This window comes from Chelativorans sp. M5D2P16, from assembly GCF_034427935.1.
Classification (GTDB): Bacteria; Pseudomonadota; Alphaproteobacteria; order Rhizobiales; family Rhizobiaceae; genus Chelativorans.
This window is the reverse complement of record NZ_JAXQNM010000030.1, coordinates 178,399-197,152: the sequence shown is the minus strand read 5'-3', so window position 1 is coordinate 197,152 and position 18,754 is coordinate 178,399. Positions and strand designations below refer to the sequence as shown.

The 18,754-nt window shown below is 60.6% G+C and carries 17 protein-coding genes; 9 read left to right on the top strand and 8 right to left on the bottom strand.

Going from position 1 to position 18,754, the window contains the following annotated elements; translation table 11 throughout:
• The 5 genes from SIN08_RS15560 to SIN08_RS15540 form a co-directional block, all read right to left on the bottom strand.
• On the bottom strand, positions 1-1,080 hold the full coding sequence (locus SIN08_RS15560) for a sn-glycerol-3-phosphate ABC transporter ATP-binding protein UgpC (protein ID WP_322452516.1): 1,080 nt from the start codon (positions 1,078-1,080) through the stop codon (positions 1-3).
• A gap of 18 nt (positions 1,081-1,098) precedes the next feature.
• A complete protein-coding gene (locus SIN08_RS15555) occupies positions 1,099-1,920 on the bottom strand; it encodes a carbohydrate ABC transporter permease (RefSeq protein ID WP_322452515.1) in 822 nt (273 codons plus the stop codon).
• Complete coding sequence (locus SIN08_RS15550) at positions 1,920-2,852, bottom strand: sugar ABC transporter permease (protein ID WP_322452514.1); 933 nt, start codon at positions 2,850-2,852, stop codon at positions 1,920-1,922. The genes SIN08_RS15555 and SIN08_RS15550 overlap by 1 nt, the downstream gene beginning before the upstream one ends.
• 58 nt (positions 2,853-2,910) lie before the next feature.
• Positions 2,911-4,167 carry a sugar ABC transporter substrate-binding protein gene (locus tag SIN08_RS15545; RefSeq protein ID WP_322452563.1) on the bottom strand — a complete coding sequence of 419 codons (1,257 nt, stop codon included), beginning with the start codon at positions 4,165-4,167 and terminating at the stop codon, positions 2,911-2,913.
• Between the two features lie 106 nt (positions 4,168-4,273).
• Positions 4,274-5,575 carry an ADP-dependent glucokinase/phosphofructokinase gene (locus SIN08_RS15540; protein WP_322452513.1) on the bottom strand — a complete coding sequence of 434 codons (1,302 nt, stop codon included), beginning with the start codon at positions 5,573-5,575 and terminating at the stop codon, positions 4,274-4,276.
• A 269-nt stretch (positions 5,576-5,844) separates the two neighbouring features.
• On the opposite strand from SIN08_RS15540, the gene SIN08_RS15535 reads away from it, so the two are divergent.
• Together SIN08_RS15535 and SIN08_RS15530 are read left to right on the top strand one after the other, a co-directional pair.
• Positions 5,845-6,888, top strand: coding sequence for a hypothetical protein (locus SIN08_RS15535; RefSeq protein WP_322452512.1), 1,044 nt, complete (start codon positions 5,845-5,847; stop codon positions 6,886-6,888).
• A 333-nt stretch (positions 6,889-7,221) separates the two neighbouring features.
• On the top strand, positions 7,222-8,445 hold the full coding sequence (locus SIN08_RS15530) for a hypothetical protein (RefSeq protein ID WP_322452511.1): 1,224 nt from the start codon (positions 7,222-7,224) through the stop codon (positions 8,443-8,445).
• A 314-nt stretch (positions 8,446-8,759) separates the two neighbouring features.
• On the opposite strand, the gene SIN08_RS15525 is transcribed toward SIN08_RS15530, so the two are convergent.
• From SIN08_RS15525 to SIN08_RS15515, 3 genes are read right to left on the bottom strand one after another with little or no spacing between them, the layout of a single operon-like run.
• A complete protein-coding gene (locus SIN08_RS15525) occupies positions 8,760-9,248 on the bottom strand; it encodes a hypothetical protein (protein ID WP_322452510.1) in 489 nt (162 codons plus the stop codon).
• Between the two features lie 16 nt (positions 9,249-9,264).
• Positions 9,265-10,395, bottom strand: coding sequence for a HigA family addiction module antitoxin (locus tag SIN08_RS15520; protein ID WP_322452509.1), 1,131 nt, complete (start codon positions 10,393-10,395; stop codon positions 9,265-9,267).
• Positions 10,392-10,697, bottom strand: coding sequence for a hypothetical protein (locus SIN08_RS15515; protein ID WP_322452508.1), 306 nt, complete (start codon positions 10,695-10,697; stop codon positions 10,392-10,394). Before SIN08_RS15515 ends, SIN08_RS15520 begins: the two co-directional genes overlap by 4 nt.
• A gap of 755 nt (positions 10,698-11,452) precedes the next feature.
• On the opposite strand from SIN08_RS15515, the gene SIN08_RS15510 reads away from it, so the two are divergent.
• The 7 genes from SIN08_RS15510 (at position 11,453) to trbJ (ending at position 18,749) form a co-directional block, all read left to right on the top strand.
• A complete protein-coding gene (locus SIN08_RS15510; protein WP_322452507.1) occupies positions 11,453-13,483 on the top strand; it encodes a conjugal transfer protein TraG in 2,031 nt (676 codons plus the stop codon).
• A gap of 115 nt (positions 13,484-13,598) precedes the next feature.
• Complete coding sequence (locus tag SIN08_RS15505) at positions 13,599-14,012, top strand: CopG family transcriptional regulator (RefSeq protein WP_322452506.1); 414 nt, start codon at positions 13,599-13,601, stop codon at positions 14,010-14,012.
• Positions 14,009-14,992, top strand: a complete 984-nt coding sequence (gene trbB / locus SIN08_RS15500; protein WP_322452505.1) for a P-type conjugative transfer ATPase TrbB — start codon at positions 14,009-14,011, stop codon at positions 14,990-14,992. Before SIN08_RS15505 ends, trbB begins: the two co-directional genes overlap by 4 nt.
• A 10-nt stretch (positions 14,993-15,002) precedes the next feature.
• Positions 15,003-15,311: a TrbC/VirB2 family protein gene (locus SIN08_RS15495; RefSeq protein ID WP_322452504.1), complete on the top strand. Its 309-nt coding sequence runs from the start codon at positions 15,003-15,005 to the stop codon at positions 15,309-15,311.
• Entirely contained in the window at positions 15,311-15,583 is a 273-nt protein-coding gene (locus SIN08_RS15490) for a VirB3 family type IV secretion system protein (RefSeq protein ID WP_322452503.1), read from the top strand. Before SIN08_RS15495 ends, SIN08_RS15490 begins: the two co-directional genes overlap by 1 nt.
• Complete coding sequence (trbE, locus tag SIN08_RS15485; protein WP_322452502.1) at positions 15,577-18,027, top strand: conjugal transfer protein TrbE; 2,451 nt, start codon at positions 15,577-15,579, stop codon at positions 18,025-18,027. The genes SIN08_RS15490 and trbE overlap by 7 nt, the downstream gene beginning before the upstream one ends.
• On the top strand, positions 18,024-18,749 hold the full coding sequence (gene trbJ, locus SIN08_RS15480; protein WP_322452501.1) for a P-type conjugative transfer protein TrbJ: 726 nt from the start codon (positions 18,024-18,026) through the stop codon (positions 18,747-18,749). Before trbE ends, trbJ begins: the two co-directional genes overlap by 4 nt.
• The last annotated feature ends 5 nt before the right edge of the window (positions 18,750-18,754 follow it).

Below are 18,754 nucleotides of genomic sequence, written 5' to 3'. Positions count from 1 at the left end.
TCAAGCGGCGTTACGCATCACGGCGCGGCCGTTGGCGTCGAATACATGCATGCGTGACGGATCGACCTCCACTCGCAGTGGCTCACCGATCTTCACGGCGGTCGGCTGGTGACACCGGACCGTCAGGAGATCTTCCGTGCCAATGTTCAGGTAGATCAGCTGCTCGGCACCCAGGTGCTCGACAACTTCAACCTTTCCAACCAAATCCCCGGAGTTAGAAATCTGCACGGCTTCCGGCCGGATGCCCACAGTGATCTGCCTGCCGGACACAGGCCAATTCCCGAGTTTCAGACGGTTCTGCTCCGAAAGGATGACAACAGTGCTGTCATGGCTCCGCTCGATCGCAGACACGTCAAACAGGTTCATCTTCGGCGAGCCCAGAAAGCCGGCGACGAAAGCGGTTGCCGGATTTTGATATAGTTCGACCGGCGGTCCCATCTGTTCAATTGACCCGTTGCGCAGCACCACGATCCTGTCGGCCATGGTCATGGCCTCGACCTGGTCATGCGTCACATAGACCATCGTGGCTTCGAGCTCCTGGTGCATCTTCGCGAGCTCAATACGCATCTGGCCGCGCAAGGCCGCGTCAAGATTGCTCAGGGGCTCGTCGAAAAGGAATGCCTTCGGGTCGCGAACGATCGTACGGCCAATGGCTACGCGCTGTCTCTGTCCACCCGAAAGCTCGCTCGGGCGGCGGTCAAGCATGCTTTCAAGCTGGAGCTTCCGAGCCGCGTCAAGCACCTTCTGGTGCCTGACATCCTTCGGCACACCAGCGAGCCGCAGGGCGAAACCCATGTTCTGCTCGACGGTCATGTGCGGATAAAGGGCATAGCTTTGAAACACCATCGCCAAGCCGCGTTCGTCCGGCTCACGGCCATTGACCCGCTCGCCATCGATGAAAAGGTCGCCCGACGAAATTGTCTCCAGCCCCGCAATCATTCGCAGCAAGGTCGACTTCCCGCAGCCGGAGGGGCCGACCAGAACAACGAACTCTCTGTCCTTGATGTCCAGGTTGATGTCCCTGACGGCCTGGAAGTTGCCGAACGACTTCGAGATAGCCTTGAGTTGAAGGTGTGCCATTTTCTTGTCCCAGATATCCTACTTTACGGCGCCGAACGTGAGCCCGCGCACAAGATGACGTTGGGTCAGCCAGCCAAAGACGACGATCGGGCCTATGGCCATGAGCGAGGCCGCGGAGAGCTTGGCCCAGAACAGCCCCTCCGGACTTGAAAACGAGGCAATGAACGCCGTCAGCGGCGCAGCGCGCCAACTGGTCAGATTGATGCTCCAGAAAGCTTCATTCCAAGCCAGTATGAACGACAGGAGCGCGGTGGAGGCGATGCCGGGCGCGGCGAGCGGAATGAGCAGAAAGAAGAATTGATGGCGGGGCTTTGCCCCGTCCATACGGGCAGCCTCAATGATCTCCCCGGGTATCTCACGAAAGTAGGTGAAAAGCATCCATACAATAATCGGAAGATTGATCAGCATGTTGATGATCAGGAGCGCGATGGCCGAATCCAGAAGCCCGAGCGTGCGGGACAGAAGGTATATGGGCACCAGCACGCCAACCGCAGGCATCATCTTGGTCGACAACATCCACACCAGAATATCCTTGGTGCGCTTGCCGGGAAAAAACGCGAAGGCGTATGCTGCAGGCAATCCCACGACTATTCCGAGAAGCGTAGAGCCTCCGGCAATGATGACACTGTTCAGAAAGTAGCTCGGATAGTTTGCGCGCCTCAGAACAGCGGCGAAATTCTCAAGCGTCGGCTCAAAGAGCAGAACGGGTGGTGTCGCAATGGCTTGGGCTTCGGTCTTGAAGGCGGCCAGCGTCATCCAGAGCACCGGAAGTGCCATCAGGAACGTGACGCCCCAGCCGAGCACGAATGGCCATGAAACGATGCGCTTTGCACTTGTCATTATTGGCGCTCCAGAGTGTGTGCAATCGTGCGGATCAGGAAGAGCGCCACGATGTTCGCGAGAATGATCGCGACGACACCCCCGGCCGATGCGATACCGACGTTCCAATCGAGCATGGCGATCTTGTAGATGAGGTAGGGCAAAGTCGTAGAACTGTTGCCTGGACCGCCGGCGGTCGTCACGAGGATCTCGGCGAAGATCGACAAGAGGAAGATCGTCTCGATCATCGCGACGATCGTCAGTGACCGACAGAGATGCGGCAGTGTGATGTTCGTGAAAAGCGACCATCCCCGCGCGCCATCCATGCGCGCGGCCTCGACCTGCTCGCGGTCAAGTGACTGCAGCGAGGTCAGGAGGACAAGCGTCGCAAAGGGTATCCATTGCCAGGCAACGATGATGCCGATTGAAAAGAGCGGCAGATCGGTGAACCAGTCCACCACGGGCAGATTCAGGGATTTCGAAATCCAGGCGAAAAGCCCGTTGACGGGATGCATGAGCAGGTTCTTCCAGACCAGCGCGCTCACTGTCGGCATGACGAAGAACGGGAGGATGCAGAACAGCCGGGCAACGGAGTTGCCGGCGAACTCCTGATTGAGCAGGACTGCGCACACGAGACCAAGAACCAGTGTGGCGATCAAGACTCCGCCGACAAGCAGGATCGTGTTGAAGATTGCGTTCCAGAGCGCTCCGTTTGCCAACAGGAACGCGTAGTTGTTGAACCCTGCAAAACCGCTGATGTTCGGACTGAGCAGGTTGTATCGCTGGAAGGAGAACCAGAGGGTCATTCCCAGTGGCACGATCATCCATGCCAACAGGAGCACGACCGAGGGGGCAAGCAGCGGAGCTGTCTTGACGCCCGGTGCGTCCTTGTCAGGGGTCGAATCCGCCTCGGACTGCACGACATCCGCTGGGATTGCTTCGTTGCTTGCCATCATTATTTGCCCATAGGTGCGGTCGGCGACTTGCGGTCGCCGACCGGGATTGGCTTGGCTAGTTCTTGATGTAACCAGCCTGTTCCATCGCGGTTCGGGTTGCGTCCTGCGCAGCCTGCAGGGCTTCTTCCACGGTCTTGCTGCCCGCGATGGCTGCTGCAAACTCCTGTCCGACCGTCGTGCCGAAGCTCTGAAATTCGGGAATACCCACATAGGAGATGCCCACATACGGCACCGGCTCCTGGGTGGCATCCGTCGGGTCCGCGGTCTGAATCGTATCGAACGTCAATTGGGCGAAGGGAGCCGCCTCGATATAATTCGGATTCGCATAGGTAGACTCGCGGGTTCCCGGCGGCACGGAAGCCCAGCCCGAATGCTCCGCAACCAGCTTGATGTACTCCTTGCTGGTTGCCCAGTAGATGAACTTCTGCGCCGCTTCGGCGGACTTGGAACTTGTCGGCACAGCCAGCGCCCAGGACCACAAATAGTGGTTCCCCTTCTCGTATTTGCCTACGGGCGGATGCGCATAGCCGACCTTGTCATGGACCTTGCTTTCGTCGGGGTTGGTCAGGAAGCCCGCAGACACGGTAGCGTCAACCCAGATGCCGCAATGGCCGCCGGCAAAGAGCGCCAGCGTCTCGTTATAGCCGTTCGATGCCACACCCGGAGGACCATATTCCCGGAGAAGGCCAACATATCTGCCCAGCGCCTCCTTCCATTCAGGAGAGGTGAGCTGAGGCTCCCAATCCATGTCGAACCAGCGGGCGCCGTAGCTGTTGGCCACCGGCGTGATCTGACCGACATTTTCGCCCCAGCCTGGCTTGCCGCGCAGACAGATGCCGTAGACGTCGTTTTCCGGATCGTTGATTGCGGCTGCAATGCGCTCGATATCGTCCCAGGTCGGTTGATCGGGCATTGTCTCGCCGGCCGCGTCAAGCAGGTCCTTGCGGTAGAACGTCATCTGGCTTTCCGCATAGAACGGCAGAGCATAGAGCTTGCCGCCGGTCGAAAGCCCATCGCGAACCGACTGCAATACGTCGTCAAGGTCATAGTCGGCGGGGACGTTTTCGAAGGGGACAAGCCAGTCGCGTTCGCCCCAGATCGGGGTCTCGAACAGGCCGATCGTCAGGATGTCGAACTGCCCGCCGCCCGTGGCGATGTCGGTGGTCAGACGCTGGCGCAGAACGTTCTCTTCAAGGATCACCCAGTTGAGCTGGATGTCGGGATTCTCTTCCTCGAATTTCGACGACAGCTCCTGCATGACGACCATGTCATTGTTGTTCACGGTTGCAATGGTCACCTGTGTCTGTGCCATCGCCTGCCACGAGAACAATGTGGCTGCCCCCAGCACGGCACTTTTGATGCATGTATCGGGTTTCACGACTACTCCTCCTTGTTGCTCTTACGCGGTTGCCCGGACTTCAGCCGAGTTCGGACCCGGCGTCGCGGGAGACGCTAGGGATTTCTGCATGGCCGCCCAACACGAGCAGGCAGCCGGCGGTAAACGTGTCACCGAGCCCGAGCGTCGTTGCTGGCGAGGGCAAGTATGGGGAGGGGCAAGATACGAATGCCCACTCGCCAAGCTCCTGCCGTTCGGCAAAGGGAAGCTTGGCAAAGTGGGCATCCGCCGGGAGGACCTTTGGGAAGCCGTGGGCGCCGGAAGAGGCCCGAGCAGATGCCAACAGGCATCCGCTCATCAGGGCTTCGATTTCGACCTCTGGATCGTCAAGGGTAACGGCCGCAGCCCATTCGTCAGCGTGTACCGCAAGCCGCCTCAAGCCCAACGACGAAGCAAGGCGACAAAGTGCGCCGGAAAAGTCCGATCCGCCGAAGTAAAGCTTGAACTCCGACAAGCTCATGCCAAGGGAGTTGTAGCTCCCTCTCAATGCTCGCAGCGCCTGCTCGCACAGCTCCGAGGATTCGTATCCAGCGAGCTCAAGATGCACAAAAGGCACGCCGGCTGCGATCCAGCCCGAGCTCATGGAAGACAAACGCGCATACTCATCCCGAAGCTGGTGATCCGAAACGCACTGGAAGCCACCGATCAATCCCGCGCCTGCATAGTGCGCCAAGCGCGCGGTCAATTCCCCGAAGTCCGCGTCATCTTCTATGCCAATGTCCCCGAACCGGACGATGATCCGCGACGAACGCGGGAGAGTCTTTCCGCCACACACCTCGCCGGCCGAAAATTCGATGATGAAAACCTCCGCGCTCTCGCCATGCCGGCGCACCGCGCCACCCGAACGAACGAGGCGTCCATTCTCAGCCAAGAGGACACCAGCCGGGATCCGTGAGAGAACAAGCTCGCCTCGTGCACCCAGAGCATTGACTGCAGGCGCCCCGAGAGCAGCCAGAGCCATCGAGGCATGTGGTCCGGTTCCGCCCCAGGAACATGTCACTGGCGCTGCGGTTTTGAGCCAAGTGCCCCCACCAGGCCAGTTGACGACAACTTCGCCACCAACACCGCTCTGTGCTCGAGTTACGATCTGATCGAGAAATTTCGCCGCGTCCGGATTCTGTATGCTCCGCGGGTCGGGCAATTCACGAAGAAACAGAGAGACGTCAAGGCAGCTGCTGGTGCAGCATATGGTCAGCCTGGCACTGGAGGCCACGTCGGGGAACCGACGAAGCAAAGCCTCATATCGCGACCGCCAACTCGCCCCACTCACCTCGACCTCCCTTCGAGAAACTTTTTGCACTTTGTTGACACAGTTTGATAACATTTGGAGCGGCTGTCAAGCGCCTTGAGCGGATTCTTGCCTTCATAGACGACTCCGATACTCTGCCGAACTGGCGCGAAATAGCAGGAGGAAGACGAATGTACGAGGTGCAATGCCGCCGCCGCCAGATGATATAGTTTAAAAAATATGATAGAGTTTGCATGAAAATGGCTGGACATCCATCACCCAACCCGCCTAACCTTGCCACCATCTCGCCCCATGCCGACAGGGACAGCGAGGTTGATACGCAACGTGCTATTGAGGAGAGACAAGTGACCCGCTTGGATGAAAAGCTGGCGCGCATTCGCGCTGGCCAATACCGGAAATCCGACTTCATAATTGCAGATGCCAAGGATGCGGATATGGGGAGCGGCATTACCGGCCTCGGTCCCAAGCGCAAGAACGATGGCACTTCATCGCGTTATCGTACGCGTGACGAATTCGAGTCCCAGATCAGGTCCATTCTGGATGCGGACATCGTCGACATCATGCTTGTCTCGAGCTCCATCCTCGAGCGGCTGATGACCGCCAATGCATTCGCAAAGAGTGGCACCAAGCCGGCGATCCGAGCGAATGATACTACGGATTGCTGGGGAGCCATCCGCCACGGAAGCTATGCCGGCCATCCCTCGCGCCCATTCCGCACCGCAAATTTGCAGCGCGTCATGTACGGCACCCTGACATCAACACCGGAAGCATCCATTACCGGCACCGACCTGGGTCTTTACTCGGTTACCTTCGTCAACGACATCGACATCGATACCCACGCACTCAATGAGTTTGCGAAATTCCGCGATGAAGCCGGGCTGTTGGGATTCAAGTATTTCCTCGAGGTCTTCAATCCCAATGTGTCCACCGGACTCGATGCTCGGCAAACCGCCGAGTTCGTCAACGACTGCATTTTGCGCTGCCTGGCGGGTGTCATGGAAGCTGACCGGCCTCAATTCCTCAAGATCCCCTTCAACGGTCCTCGCGCCATGGAGGAGTTAGCTTCATTCGATTCGAAACTGATCGTCGGCGTTCTGGGTGGAGGCGCGGGAACAACGCGTGATGCCTTTGAACTTATCGCACAAGCCGAAAAATACGGTGCGCGCTTGGCTCTGTTCGGCCGCAAGATCAACTTGGCCGAGTCCCAGGAACTCATGATCACCTATCTGCGCAGGGTCGTCGAAGGCGAGGTAAGACCAGCCGAAGCGGTTCGCGCCTATCACGGCGATCTGGAAAAGATGAAGATCTTGCCGCACCGCTCGCTGAGCGAGGATATTGAGATCACCGAAGCGCCGCTAAAGGAGGGTGCGATATCGAAAGCAGCGTAGCCGTCAGTCGCTCTTGCAGCACCGATCCTATCGGGAGCACACCCGGAACGCGGGCCATTGCAACTTCACCCGCCAAAAAACAAGTTGCCTGAATACGTCAGGTCGACGTCTTGGCGCCCCATCCTCTTGCGTTGGTGGCGCCGAGACAATGCAGCGGCTGAAGTGGGTTGGCATCATATCCGGTTCATGCTGATCAGCTTAAGGAAGTGCTTGAGTCATCCCGCTCTGCGCCACAATCTCGATTCGGAAAACAAGACCTCTATGAACGACGGGATAAGGGCGGAATTGCTCGGATCATCGGAGCAGACTGGCGGAGATAAGGGAGCGCACATCATGACGCGGGAGGAACTCTACACACTCGTGTGGCAGACACCGATGTCACGGTTGGCGAAGAGATTTGGGTTGTCCGATGTCGGGCTGCGAAAAATCTGCGTGAAGCACGATATACCGACCCCACCGCTGGGTTATTGGGCCAAGCTGGCACACGGTAAGCCCGTGCATCAGCCTCCTCTTTCGCCAGTTGCCGAAGGCCGAAATTCCGCAATTCATCTCAGCGTGCGTATCGCTCCTGAAACCCCAGCGGTGGTGGCCACCGCCCAAGCGACTGCACTTGCGCGCGAGGCAGAACATCCGGACGTCGTCGTTCCGACCGAGCGCCCCGCGAAGCTCCATCATGCCGCTGCTGGCACGGCGAAAGCATTGAGAGCATCCAGGATCGACGACGAGGGTTTCAAAAAAGCGTCAAGTCCCTCGGCTGTCGACGCAACAATTGGTCCGGATTCCATCGACCGCGCCCTGTGTGTCATCGACGCCTTGGCCCGCGCCGCGGAGGAGCGTGGATACCGTCTCGCCGAGCACGACGACGGTGTTCGCATTGTTGTCGATGACGTGCCGATCGGGTGGCGCCTTTACGAAATCAAGGATCGGAAGCCGCATGAGCCAACCCAGAAGGAACTCAAGGAGCTGGCGGGCCTGGAGGAAAGCCGTGCCCGGTGGCCGAGCCTGTATTCATCACGACGCGAAACCAAAGCCTATCGGTCATGGGACTATTATCCGTCCGGACGGCTGGCCATGACATTCACCGATGCCACGCGATTCAGATGGGGTCGCGACAGGAATATCGGTCATTGGCATGACCGCAAGAACAAGCGGCTTGAAGATTACCTCGGCGAGGCGTTGGCTGCGCTGGCCACGGGAGCGGTCGCGATAAACCACCGACTGTCGGAGGAAGCCGAGGAACAGCGCCGGCGCGCCGAAGAGGCGGAACGCAGGCGCCGAGCCCAAGCGCGGCGCGAGCGGGCGCAGAAGCGGCAAGAATACTTGATGCGGAAAGCGGAGGAATATGTTCGCTATCAGAAGCTGGCGGCTCTTGCCGAATTCATGGGGCGCAAGGTCTACAGATATTCAGACGAACCGGTCGATCTCCTGATTGGCGAATTGAGAACGCTCGTCACGGTCGTTGGACGGGAATTCGAGCGAGAGACACTGAAGCGTGAGATCGATGGCTTGGAACTTTATGGCGACGACGACAGTCCTTCCGCAAAAGCAGGTGATTGACGTCGGAAGAGCGCTGTTGGTTTGCAGTAATGACATGACGTCGCCTGGGGTGCCGGACTTTCACAGCAACCTCTTGGGCGCCCGCAATTCTCCCTCCGCATTGCGATCAATAGGCTCGCAACTGAATGCTATTCGCCACGGCAAATCATGACCCAAGGTGGTGCTCGCATTTCAGATTCTGAACGGCAGTTCTGCGCCCCCTTTTACGCCGTTCGACGCTCGGAGCGGGTAGCCTGAAAACGGTCATTCCCTCGGGTTCACGGCCTAGTCTTTTTGGGATGGCCGATTGTGCAATTCACGGGGGGGTAGGCAGCTTACGCTGCCTCGTCGTCTCCAGTGTCCTGCCGCGCAGCGGCTTCCATTTCGGCGACGTCATCCGTGAAGTCGATGATCATCTGAATGGGCTCTTCACCCGGATGCTCGTCATTGAAGTGATCGACATCCTGCTTGATCTGAAAACAGTCGTCCGCAATCGATTTACGACGCTGACCGAAAGACTTTTCCAAGAAGGAACGGGGCGCAGTGTCGATATCAGCCCACAGGCTCAGCTGCTGACCTTTGATCCAGGTTCGGACCGAATGTTTGGCGCGATATTTGCGCCCTTTCTCATCGACCCGTCTCTCTTGGCGCAGGCTGTCGGCCAAAGCGTCGCGACAGATTTTCACGATGTCACGCGGGGCAGGCTTGTAAAGGCCGCGCTCGATTGCCCAGGCCGCGACCTCATCCAGCGAGACCGGGTCCGCACTTACTTCTTCGGTATAGCGTCCGAAGATCGCCTGCATCTGTTCGCTAAAGGTCGCCACTTGTAGATCCTATTCTCTAAAGCTGTGCTTCGGCCACATTGCCCCAGCCATCGGCAAGGGCTTCCTTGAGGAGATGCGCCCGAACCGGAACCTGATATCTGCGCAGATAATCATAGCGTTGCATACGCTTCTGGAGTTGACCAACCACGATCGCCGGGTGGACGGCCATTAATGCTGCGAAGCCAACTACGTCGCGCTCCGAAAAATAGGGATACTTGCGGGCATAGAATGATGACATCTTCGCAGATGGGACACAGAAGTCGGCGGCCGCTATGTTGGCAACCTTCTCCTCATCCGCCTCTCCGCTTAATTCGTTGGCGCTCTCGCCCGTTAGATGATCGACCATTCCGATCGATTGTTTGCCATGACCCTGCAATACATGCTCAATCTCATGCCGTAGCACGAACCAGAAGTTATCGAGCCTATCGTACAGCGTAGACATGCCGATTACGGGGGATGCGTCGTCAAGCCAGGTACAGACCCCATCGATCTTTGCGTTTGGCAGAACCTCAACGACGACAAAACGCACTCCGCAGCCCGCCAAGAGGCTTGGCACCGAGGCGACCGCCTCGGGATCGACCATCAAGCTGCGCAATTTGGGCAGAAGTGCGCCAAGCTTTTCGGTCGAAAAAGTTTCGACCTTCATCTGCCTGGCAAGCTGGCGTACTCGAAATACCCACGCGAGTTGATGCGGCGGCGTAGCGTCATAGTGCGTGCGCTTCGCAGCGAATGTGATGTCACCCAGCTTATCGTCATTCGCTGCTTCGAAGAAGCGAGACATTTGGAGCTGGAGCAGGGATGCTTCGCCATCTTGAATCCAACCGCGCCGGATCATGTCGCGTACAGGGAAATGAGCTTGCAGCCCGGCCCGAGTCTTCACCGCCGGATCTGGGTCCTTGGCATTCTGCAAGTCATAACGGCCCTGGAGATTCAAGAAAAACTCCGGCGACGTATCGAACGCATCGCCAAGCAGGCGCGCCATATCGGGAGTGATGCCACGTTTGCCAGACAAAAGCGGATTGAGCTGCTGCTCGCTCTGGCCAAGAATGAAGGCTAGATCGCGCTGGGACCATCCGCGCGCTTCCAGTTCCATCTTGATGAACGTACCCGGCGGCTCAATAGCCACCTGATTGCTGGTCCCCGTCATGCCACCCCCCGCTGTTGCTCTTCCATAGCTGTTACGACTACCGTCATCATGCTGTTCTTTTCTATGAGTTTGATCGCTATCGCCCACTGCGGCGAGAGCACCACGAGGTACTCTGCTGATCCACTGCGTGGCTTCAATCTTAGACTTTTCCAGTTATGCAGCGTGCGCGCGTCAGGGGCTGCCCGCATGATGCTAAAGCGTCGACGTGCGCTCTGAATAACGGCGACCGGCAATCGGGTGTCCGCTGCGGCTTCTGTTTCAATCAGCGCTAGGCGCGGGTCTGCAAACTCGATGTCCATCACGCCCCAACATAGCCGACATTTCCGACTTGTCAACGCTACTTAACGCAAGTAGTTAAGTTAGATGATATCGGTGGGAAATGCTTTTGTTCGCCTGAGCGCTTGGAGACCGGGGTGGAAGGGAGCTGTCGGATTCCGACAGTTCAGCCGAAATTCGGCGTATTCGACGTTCTTCACTGGAGAATGCATTTCAACTGCCCCTCCTCATCGCCCTACAGCGCGTCCCGCCAACGAAAATTTCGGCGGCATCCAGCGGAGCTCCGCTCCAGCGGCTGCGCAAATCAAGCACCAACGCATCAGCCTGGGACAGTCGCCCTACCGAGAGCTCTTCTCGCAAAAGCTGCATCGTCTCGGTCGAGGTAACAGCCCAAAACCGGATTTGCTCAGTGCAGAATGTCCGGTTTGTGGTCGCGCTATCAAGTCCAATGAATGACTTGGAAGAGGTCGGTAGCCGAACGGCAGCTTGCCCAAATCCTCGGCCAGAACCGGACAGGCAGCGAACGGCCCCGAATACGCCGTTCGGAAATCAGCTTGGCGAAGTCCGGGCATGTCCGCGAAATCGTCGACCAAGAGGGCAGCGGCGGCCGGCTCTATTGCACCCACTGTGGACATTCCGGAACATGCCTTCGACTGGCCGCCTGGCGCAGCTAGGTGATCAAAGCCGGCCGATTGATCGCACCTGATCGCACATAGGGGCACTTCGATTTCCTGACACTCGGCACAATACTTGTTCCGTTTAAATTAGCGGAGCAGCGCCCATGACACCGACAAAGCTCCTTGTCGGCCAGATCACCGTGGTGTTCGCCATTGTCATCCTTGGCGTATGGGCAGCGACGCAGTGGTGCGCCGATATGCTGGGCCATCAGGAGCAACTCGGCTCGCCATGGTTTGTGGCGGCCGGCTGGCCGATCTACAAGCCGTGGAAACTGTTCGAGTGGTGGTTCCAGTTCGAGGCCTATGCGCCGGAGGTCTTCAACAAGGCTGGGATGCTTGCAGCTGCCAGCGGCTTCATGGGCTGCGCCGCCGCGATCGCCGGCTCGTTGTGGCGTGCGCGGCAGCGTGGGCTCGTCACGACCTATGGCTCCTCGCGTTGGGCTTTGAAGCGTGAAATCGAGAAGGCTGGACTGTTTCGGCCGGCGGGCGTTTTCCTCGGCAAGCTGCAAGACCGCTATCTGCGCCATGACGGGCCGGAGCACGTCATGGCCTTTGCGCCGACGCGCTCGGGCAAGGGTGTGGGTCTGGTCGTTCCGACGCTTCTTTCCTGGACCGGCTCGGCGGTGATCCACGACATCAAGGGCGAGAACTGGCAGCTGACCGCCGGCTGGCGCTCGAAGTTCTCGCACTGCCTCCTGTTCAATCCGACCGATCCGCGATCGGCGCGCTACAATCCGCTGCTGGAAGTACGCAAGGGCCCGCACGAGGTCCGCGACGTCCAGAACATCGCCGACATCCTCGTCGATCCCGAAGGTGCGCTGGAGCGGCGGAACCATTGGGAAAAGACCAGCCACGCTCTGCTGGTCGGCGCCATCCTGCATGTTCTCTACGCCGAGGAGCAGAAGACGCTTGCCCGCGTCGCCACTTTCCTGTCGGATCCCCAGCGATCGTTTGCCGCGACGCTGCGGCGGATGATGGCCACCAACCATCTCGGCACGAAGGAAAGGCCTCGGGTGCATCCGGTGGTCGCCTCGGCAGCCCGCGAGGTGCTGAACAAATCGGAAAACGAACGCTCCGGCGTCCTGTCCACGGCGATGAGCTTCCTCGGGCTTTATCGCGATCCGACCGTGGCGGCGACGACATCGGCCTGCGACTGGCGAATTTCCGACCTCATGGATGCAGACCGGCCGGTGTCTCTCTATCTCGTCGTGCCACCTTCGGACATTTCGCGCACCAAACCGCTAGTGCGACTGGTGCTCAATCAGATCGGCAGGCGGCTGACTGAGCGGCTTGACGGCGATCCGAAGAAGAGCAGGAAACATCAGCTGCTCATGATGCTGGACGAGTTCCCAGCGCTGGGAAGGCTCGATTTCTTCGAAACCGCACTTGCCTTCATGGCCGGCTATGGCATCCGCGCCTATCTGATCGCGCAGTCGCTCAACCAGATCTCCAAGGCCTATGGCGAGAACAATGCCATTCTCGATAACTGCCATGTGCGGATTGCATTTTCCTCGAACGACGAGCGCACGGCCAAGCGCATCTCGGACGCGCTCGGCATGGCGACGGAACTGAGGGCCATGCGCAACTATGCCGGCCATCGGCTGGCACCGTGGCTTTCTCACGTCATGGTGAGCCGCCAGGAGACCGCACGCCCGTTGTTGACGCCGGGCGAGGTGATGCAGTTGCCGCCGGCCGACGAACTGGTCCTGGTCTCCGGCCTGCCGCCGATCCGGGCGAAGAAGTTGCGCTACTACGAAGACCGGAACTTCACCGAGCGCGTTCTGCCTTCGCCAATCCTGCACGATGGTCCTTATGCAGATTGCCCTGCTCAACGTCCCGAAGATTGGAGCGGTCAGGTACGCGGCGTGGACCGTCGTCTTGCCGCCGACGATGAGAGCGCCGAAACCGCATCCGAAGACGAAGGCGGCGTCCAGAAGCAGCGTCATCCGGGGTTGCCCGGAGAAAGCGAAAGGAAAGCCGAACAGCCTGACCAGGGCGACCTGTTCAGACCCGCCGACGATGACGGCGAGACGGTCGCCGACGGACAAGTCATGGACCCGATCTCCAATGCTGCGCGCGCCTATGGCGTCAACGAGGGCATGGGCGAGGACAAGGACATTCTGCCCGGTTTCTGACGTTTCCGTGGCCGGGCGTATCTCGGCGTAGATAAGGGCCATAAGCGAATCCGGGCATCTAAACGATGCTCGTTCCGCATCCGGCGCATGGGCGCCGGCAACCGGAACGAGCCGCATGAAGCCCGAACGCATCCGTCATCAGTTTCTCCTTGATCCCGAGTTGAGCAGGAAGCTCGACCAACTCAGTCGCAATCCCTCGACCACCAAGTCGGAGATCGTGGCGAAAGCGGTCGAGGCCTTCATCGAGCAACGCGGCGAGAACGAGCTCGACCGGCGCTATGGCAAGAGGCTCGATCGTCTTTCGCGCGACCTCGATCATGTCCGGCGCGATGCCGAGATGATCCTGGAGAGCCTGGCGCTCTTCATCCGCTTTTCCATCACGCTTCACGCCCACACGCCGGTGCCGGACAAGGCGACACAGGCGATCGCGCAGGAGCGCTTCCGGAAATTCGTCGAGCAGGTCGGCCGCCAGATCGCCTCCGGCAAGCGTTCGCTTGATGAAGGCGATGCCGGGGGAGAAGAAGGATGACCACGCATCCCGAGGCCGATCACCGCCGCCGCACCATGCTGCGCACCGCCATGGGGCAGGCGATCGCCGATGCGCTGGCCGATCCCTCCGTCATCGAGGTGATGGTGAACCCCGACGGCGCTCTGCGGCTCGACCGGCTGGGGGAGGGCCGGGTCGACACCGGCGTGCGCATGCATCCGACCGAGGCGGAACGCATCATCCGCCTGGTCGCCTCCCACGTGCGCGCCGAAGCGCATGCCGACAATCCGATCGTCAGCGCCGAATTGCCAATTTCAGATGGTTTGGGCGGCGAGCGCTTCGAGGGCCTGCTGCCTCCGGTGGTCTTGGCACCATGCTTTGCGATCCGCAAGCCGGCCGCACGTGTCTATACACTCGCCGATTATGTCACCGACCGGATCATGATGCCGGTCCAGGCCGATGCGCTCAGGAAGGCGGTCCGGGAGCGTCGCAATATCCTGGTCGCCGGCGGCACGTCGTCGGGTAAGACGACACTTGCCAATGCTCTGCTCGCTGAAGTGGCCGAATGTGACGAGCGCGTAATACTGATCGAGGACACGCGCGAACTGCAATGCGCGGCGAAGGATTGCGCTGCGCTCCGTACTCGGCGCGGCTCGGTCACCCTCGCCGATCTCGTGCGCTCGACGCTGCGGCTCAGACCCGATCGCATCATCGTCGGCGAGGTCCGGGGCGCGGAAGCCCTCGACATGCTGAAGGCGTGGAACACCGGTCATCCGGGCGGCATCGCCACGGTCCATGCCAATTCGGCACGCTCGGCGCTCTACCGTATCGAGCAGCTCGCTCAGGAAGCCGTCGTCACCGTTCCCCGTCGTCTCATCGCCGAAGCGATCGATCTGATCGTCTTCATCGCCGGGCGTGGCTCATCGCGCCGCATTGACGCGATCGCCGAAGTCGCCGGTCTCGACGGCAATGGCGACTACGCCGTCACACAGCTCACCCTCCCGCAACTCCAGCAGCTTTGAGAGGATTTTCATGCGCAAGAAGCTTCGTTTTTGTTCGTCCGCCGCCCTCCCGCTTCTTCTCACGCTTCCGGCCCATGCGGCCGGTTCCGGCATGCCGTGGGAAGAGCCGCTGCAACAGATCCTGGAATCGGTGCAGGGGCCGGTCGCCAAGATCATCGCGGTGATCATCATTATCATCACAGGTCTGACGCTCGCCTTCGGCGACACGGCGGGCGGCTTCCGCCGGCTGATCCAGATCGTCTTCGGCCTGTCGATCGCCTTTGCCGCTTCGAGCTTCTTCCTCTCCTTCTTCTCCTTCGGTGGCGGGGCGCTCATCTGATGCCGGCCGGGGAGCAGCATATCGAAGGTTTCGAAGTTCCGGTCCATCAATCGCTGACCGAGCAGATCCTGCTTGGCGGTGCGCCACGGGCCGTGGCGATCCTCAACGGCACGGTAGCCGCGGCGATCGGGCTCGGGATGCAGCAATGGATCGCCGGCTTGTTGCTCTGGATCGCGGGCCACACGCTCGCCGTCTTTGCCGCCCGGCGCGACCCGGACTTCGCAAGCGTGTTCGTCCGTCACCTTCGCCAGAAGGGGTGGCTCGCATGCTGAACCTTGTCGAATACCGAAACCGCGCTGACCGGCTTGCCGACCATCTGCCCTGGGCGGCGCTGGTGGCGCCCGGCGTCGTTCTCAACAAGGACGGCAGCTTTCAGCGGACGTTCCGATTCCGCGGACCCGATCTGGAAAGCGCGACGGAAGCCGAGCTCGTCGGCATCTGTGCGCGGGCGAACAATGCGCTGAGACGCCTCGGCACCGGCTGGGCCCTGTTCTTCGAGGCCGAACGCATCGAGGCGCTGGATTATCCGAAGGCGCAGTTCCCCGACGCCGCCTCGTGGCTGGTCGACGAGGAGCGGCGCGCGGCGTTCGAGGGCAAGGTCGCGCATTTCGAGAGCCGCTATCACCTGACCCTGCTGTTCATGCCGCCACCGGACGGCCAGGCACGCGCCGAAAGCGCCCTGGTCGAGTCCGATCATTCGGAAGGGACACGGAACTGGCGCCAGGAGCTGACGCGGTTCCGCGACGAGACCGACCGGGTGCTCGATCTCCTGTCAGGCTTCATGCCCGAGATGTACGCGCTCGACGACGCCGAGACGCTGGCCTTCCTGCACGGCACGATCGCGACCAGGCGTCATCCGGTCGCCGTGCCGGAGACGCCGATCTATCTCGATGGCGTGCTGGTCGACACGCCGCTTACCGGCGGGCTGGAGCCGATGCTGGGCGAACAGCATCTGCGTACGCTCTCCATTCTCGGTTTCCCGAATACCACCCGGCCCGGAGTCCTCGACGCCCTCAATCATCAGGATTTTGCCTATCGCTGGGTGACCCGCTTCATTCCCCTTGACAAGACGGAGGCTACGAAGACGCTGACCAGGCTGCGTCGGCAGTGGTTCGCCAAGCGCAAGTCGATCGCCGCCATCCTGCGCGAGGTGGTGACCAACGAGCCGGTGCCGCTCGTCGACAGCGATGCCGACAACAAGGCACTCGATGCCGATGCAGCACTCCAGGCCCTGGGTGGCGATCATGTCGGCTTCGGCTATCTCACCACCACGGTGACGATCCGGGACGAGGACCGTCAGGCCGCCGAGGAGAAGCTTCGCGCGGTCGAACGCATCATAAACGGGCTCGGCTTCACGACCATCCGCGAGAGCGTCAATGCGGTCGAGGCCTGGCTCGGCTCGCTGCCCGGCCACGTCTATGCCAATGTCCGCCAGCCGCTAATCCACACGCTGAACCTCGCCCATCTGATGCCGCTGTCGTCGGTGTGGGCCGGTCCGGCGCGCAACGACCATCTTGCCAGGATCACGGGGACAGAAGCTCCGCCGCTGCTCTTTGCCGAGACCAGCGGTTCGACACCGTTCCGGCTTTCCACTCATGTCGGCGATGTCGGTCACATGCTGATCGTCGGGCCGACCGGTGCCGGCAAGTCAGTGCTGCTTTCGCTCATCGCCTTGCAGTTTCGCCGCTATGCCGGCGCGCAGGTCTATCTCTTCGACAAGGGCAATTCCGCGCGCGCGGTCACACTCGCCATGAGCGGCGAGCACCATGCACTGGGCGCCGACGGCTCATTCGCCTTCCAGCCGCTGCGCAACATCGATGATCAGACCGTCCGCAGCTGGGCTGCCGAATGGATTGCCGGCCTGCTGGCTCATGAGAACATCACCGTCACGCCGGAGGTGAAGGAGGCGGTCTGGTCGGCGCTCACCAGCCTGGCGACCGCGCCGGCGGCAGAACGCACGCTCACCGGCCTGTCGGTGCTCCTTCAGGTGAATGCGCTGAAAGCTGCCCTCATGCCCTATACGCTGGACGGCCCCTTCGGCCGGCTGCTCGATGCCGATGACGACCGGCTGGCGCTGTCGGACGTGCAGTGCTTCGAGACCGAGGAGCTGATGCATGAGGCCGGCGTTGTCCTGCCGGTGCTCACCTATCTGTTCCACCGGCTCGAGGCGCGGTTCGACGGGCGGCCGACATTGCTCATCCTCGACGAGGCCTGGGTCTATCTCGACAACCCGCTCTTTGCCGCCCGCATCCGCGAATGGCTGAAGGTGCTGCGCAAGAAGAACGTTTCGGTGATCTTCGCCACGCAGTCGCTCGCCGACATCGCCGATTCTTCCATTGCGCCGGCGATCATCGAGAGCTGCCCGCAGCGTATCTTTCTGCCCAACGATCGCGCCGTGGAACCGCAGGCACGGACGGCCTATGACCGCTTCGGTCTGAACGAGCGGCAGATCGAGCTGATCGCCCGCGCCACGCCCAAGCGCCACTACTATCTGCAATCGCGCCGCGGCAATCGGCAGTTCGAGCTGGGCTTGGGTCCCGTGGCACTGGCGCTTTGCGGCGCCTCCGATCCGGCCGCGCAGACCCTTATCGACACCATCTTATCCGAGCACGGGCGGGACGGCTTCGCGTCCCGGTTTCTCAGTGCGCGCGGCCTCGACTGGGCCGCCGAGCTTCTCGGGCAATTCCCTCAACCAGACAAGGAGCAATCGTCATGATGCGACGCCATCTTCTCACGGGACTGATCACAGTCTCCCTGGTCACCAGACCGATTGCCGGCTTCATCCAGCCGGCCTTCGCCATCACCGTGTTCGATCCGTCGAACTATGCCCAGAACGTGCTGACGGCCGCACGCTCCCTGGAGCAGATCAACAACCAGATCCAGTCGCTGCAGAATCAGGCGACCATGCTGCAGAACATGGCGCGCAACCTGGAGCGTCTGGATTTCTCTTCGCTCGGCCAGCTCACCGGCGCGCTCAACCGCATCGACGGGCTGATGATCCAGGCGGACGGTCTGAGCTTCGACCTCGACCGGCTCGAGGATGAATGGCGAGAGCAATATCCGGAAAGCTACGATGCCACGATCAAGGTGAACGACCTGGCGGCGGCCGCGCGCGAGCGCTGGCAAAGCGCCATGAAGGCCTTCCGCCAGACCATGCGCGTCCAGTCGCAGATCGTCGAGAACGTCCAGGCCGACGGCGATCTCCTTGCCGATCTCGTCAGTCGCAGCCAGGGCGCCGTCGGCGCCCTCCAGGTGAGCCAGGCCACTAACCAGCTGATCGCGCTGTCGGCCAAGCAGCAGATGCAGATCCAGACGCTGCTCGCCACCCAGTACCGGGCGCAGGCCGAGGATGCCGCCCGCAAGGCGCAGTCGGAGGAAGCAGCTCGCGAGACGACGCGGCGCTTCCTCGGCTCCGGTGACGCCTATTCCGGCAACTGATCCAG

What these genes read in the sequence shown, in the direction of transcription:
- SIN08_RS15490 (WP_322452503.1), top strand. Translation starts at nt 15,311, where the DNA reads ATGCCGGCCGGGGAGCAGCATATCGAAGGTTTCGAAGTTCCGGTCCAT.
- trbJ (WP_322452501.1), top strand. Translation starts at nt 18,024, where the DNA reads ATGATGCGACGCCATCTTCTCACGGGACTGATCACAGTCTCCCTGGTC.
- SIN08_RS15495 (WP_322452504.1), top strand. Translation starts at nt 15,003, where the DNA reads ATGCGCAAGAAGCTTCGTTTTTGTTCGTCCGCCGCCCTCCCGCTTCTT.
- SIN08_RS15545 (WP_322452563.1), bottom strand. Translation starts at nt 4,167, where the DNA reads ATGGCACAGACACAGGTGACCATTGCAACCGTGAACAACAATGACATG.
- SIN08_RS15560 (WP_322452516.1), bottom strand. Translation starts at nt 1,080, where the DNA reads ATGGCACACCTTCAACTCAAGGCTATCTCGAAGTCGTTCGGCAACTTC.
- SIN08_RS15540 (WP_322452513.1), bottom strand. Translation starts at nt 5,575, where the DNA reads ATGTTATCAAACTGTGTCAACAAAGTGCAAAAAGTTTCTCGAAGGGAG.
- SIN08_RS15555 (WP_322452515.1), bottom strand. Translation starts at nt 1,920, where the DNA reads ATGACAAGTGCAAAGCGCATCGTTTCATGGCCATTCGTGCTCGGCTGG.
- SIN08_RS15510 (WP_322452507.1), top strand. Translation starts at nt 11,453, where the DNA reads ATGACACCGACAAAGCTCCTTGTCGGCCAGATCACCGTGGTGTTCGCC.
- SIN08_RS15550 (WP_322452514.1), bottom strand. Translation starts at nt 2,852, where the DNA reads ATGGCAAGCAACGAAGCAATCCCAGCGGATGTCGTGCAGTCCGAGGCG.
- SIN08_RS15505 (WP_322452506.1), top strand. Translation starts at nt 13,599, where the DNA reads ATGAAGCCCGAACGCATCCGTCATCAGTTTCTCCTTGATCCCGAGTTG.
- SIN08_RS15520 (WP_322452509.1), bottom strand. Translation starts at nt 10,395, where the DNA reads ATGACGGGGACCAGCAATCAGGTGGCTATTGAGCCGCCGGGTACGTTC.
- trbE (WP_322452502.1), top strand. Translation starts at nt 15,577, where the DNA reads ATGCTGAACCTTGTCGAATACCGAAACCGCGCTGACCGGCTTGCCGAC.
- trbB (WP_322452505.1), top strand. Translation starts at nt 14,009, where the DNA reads ATGACCACGCATCCCGAGGCCGATCACCGCCGCCGCACCATGCTGCGC.
- SIN08_RS15530 (WP_322452511.1), top strand. Translation starts at nt 7,222, where the DNA reads ATGACGCGGGAGGAACTCTACACACTCGTGTGGCAGACACCGATGTCA.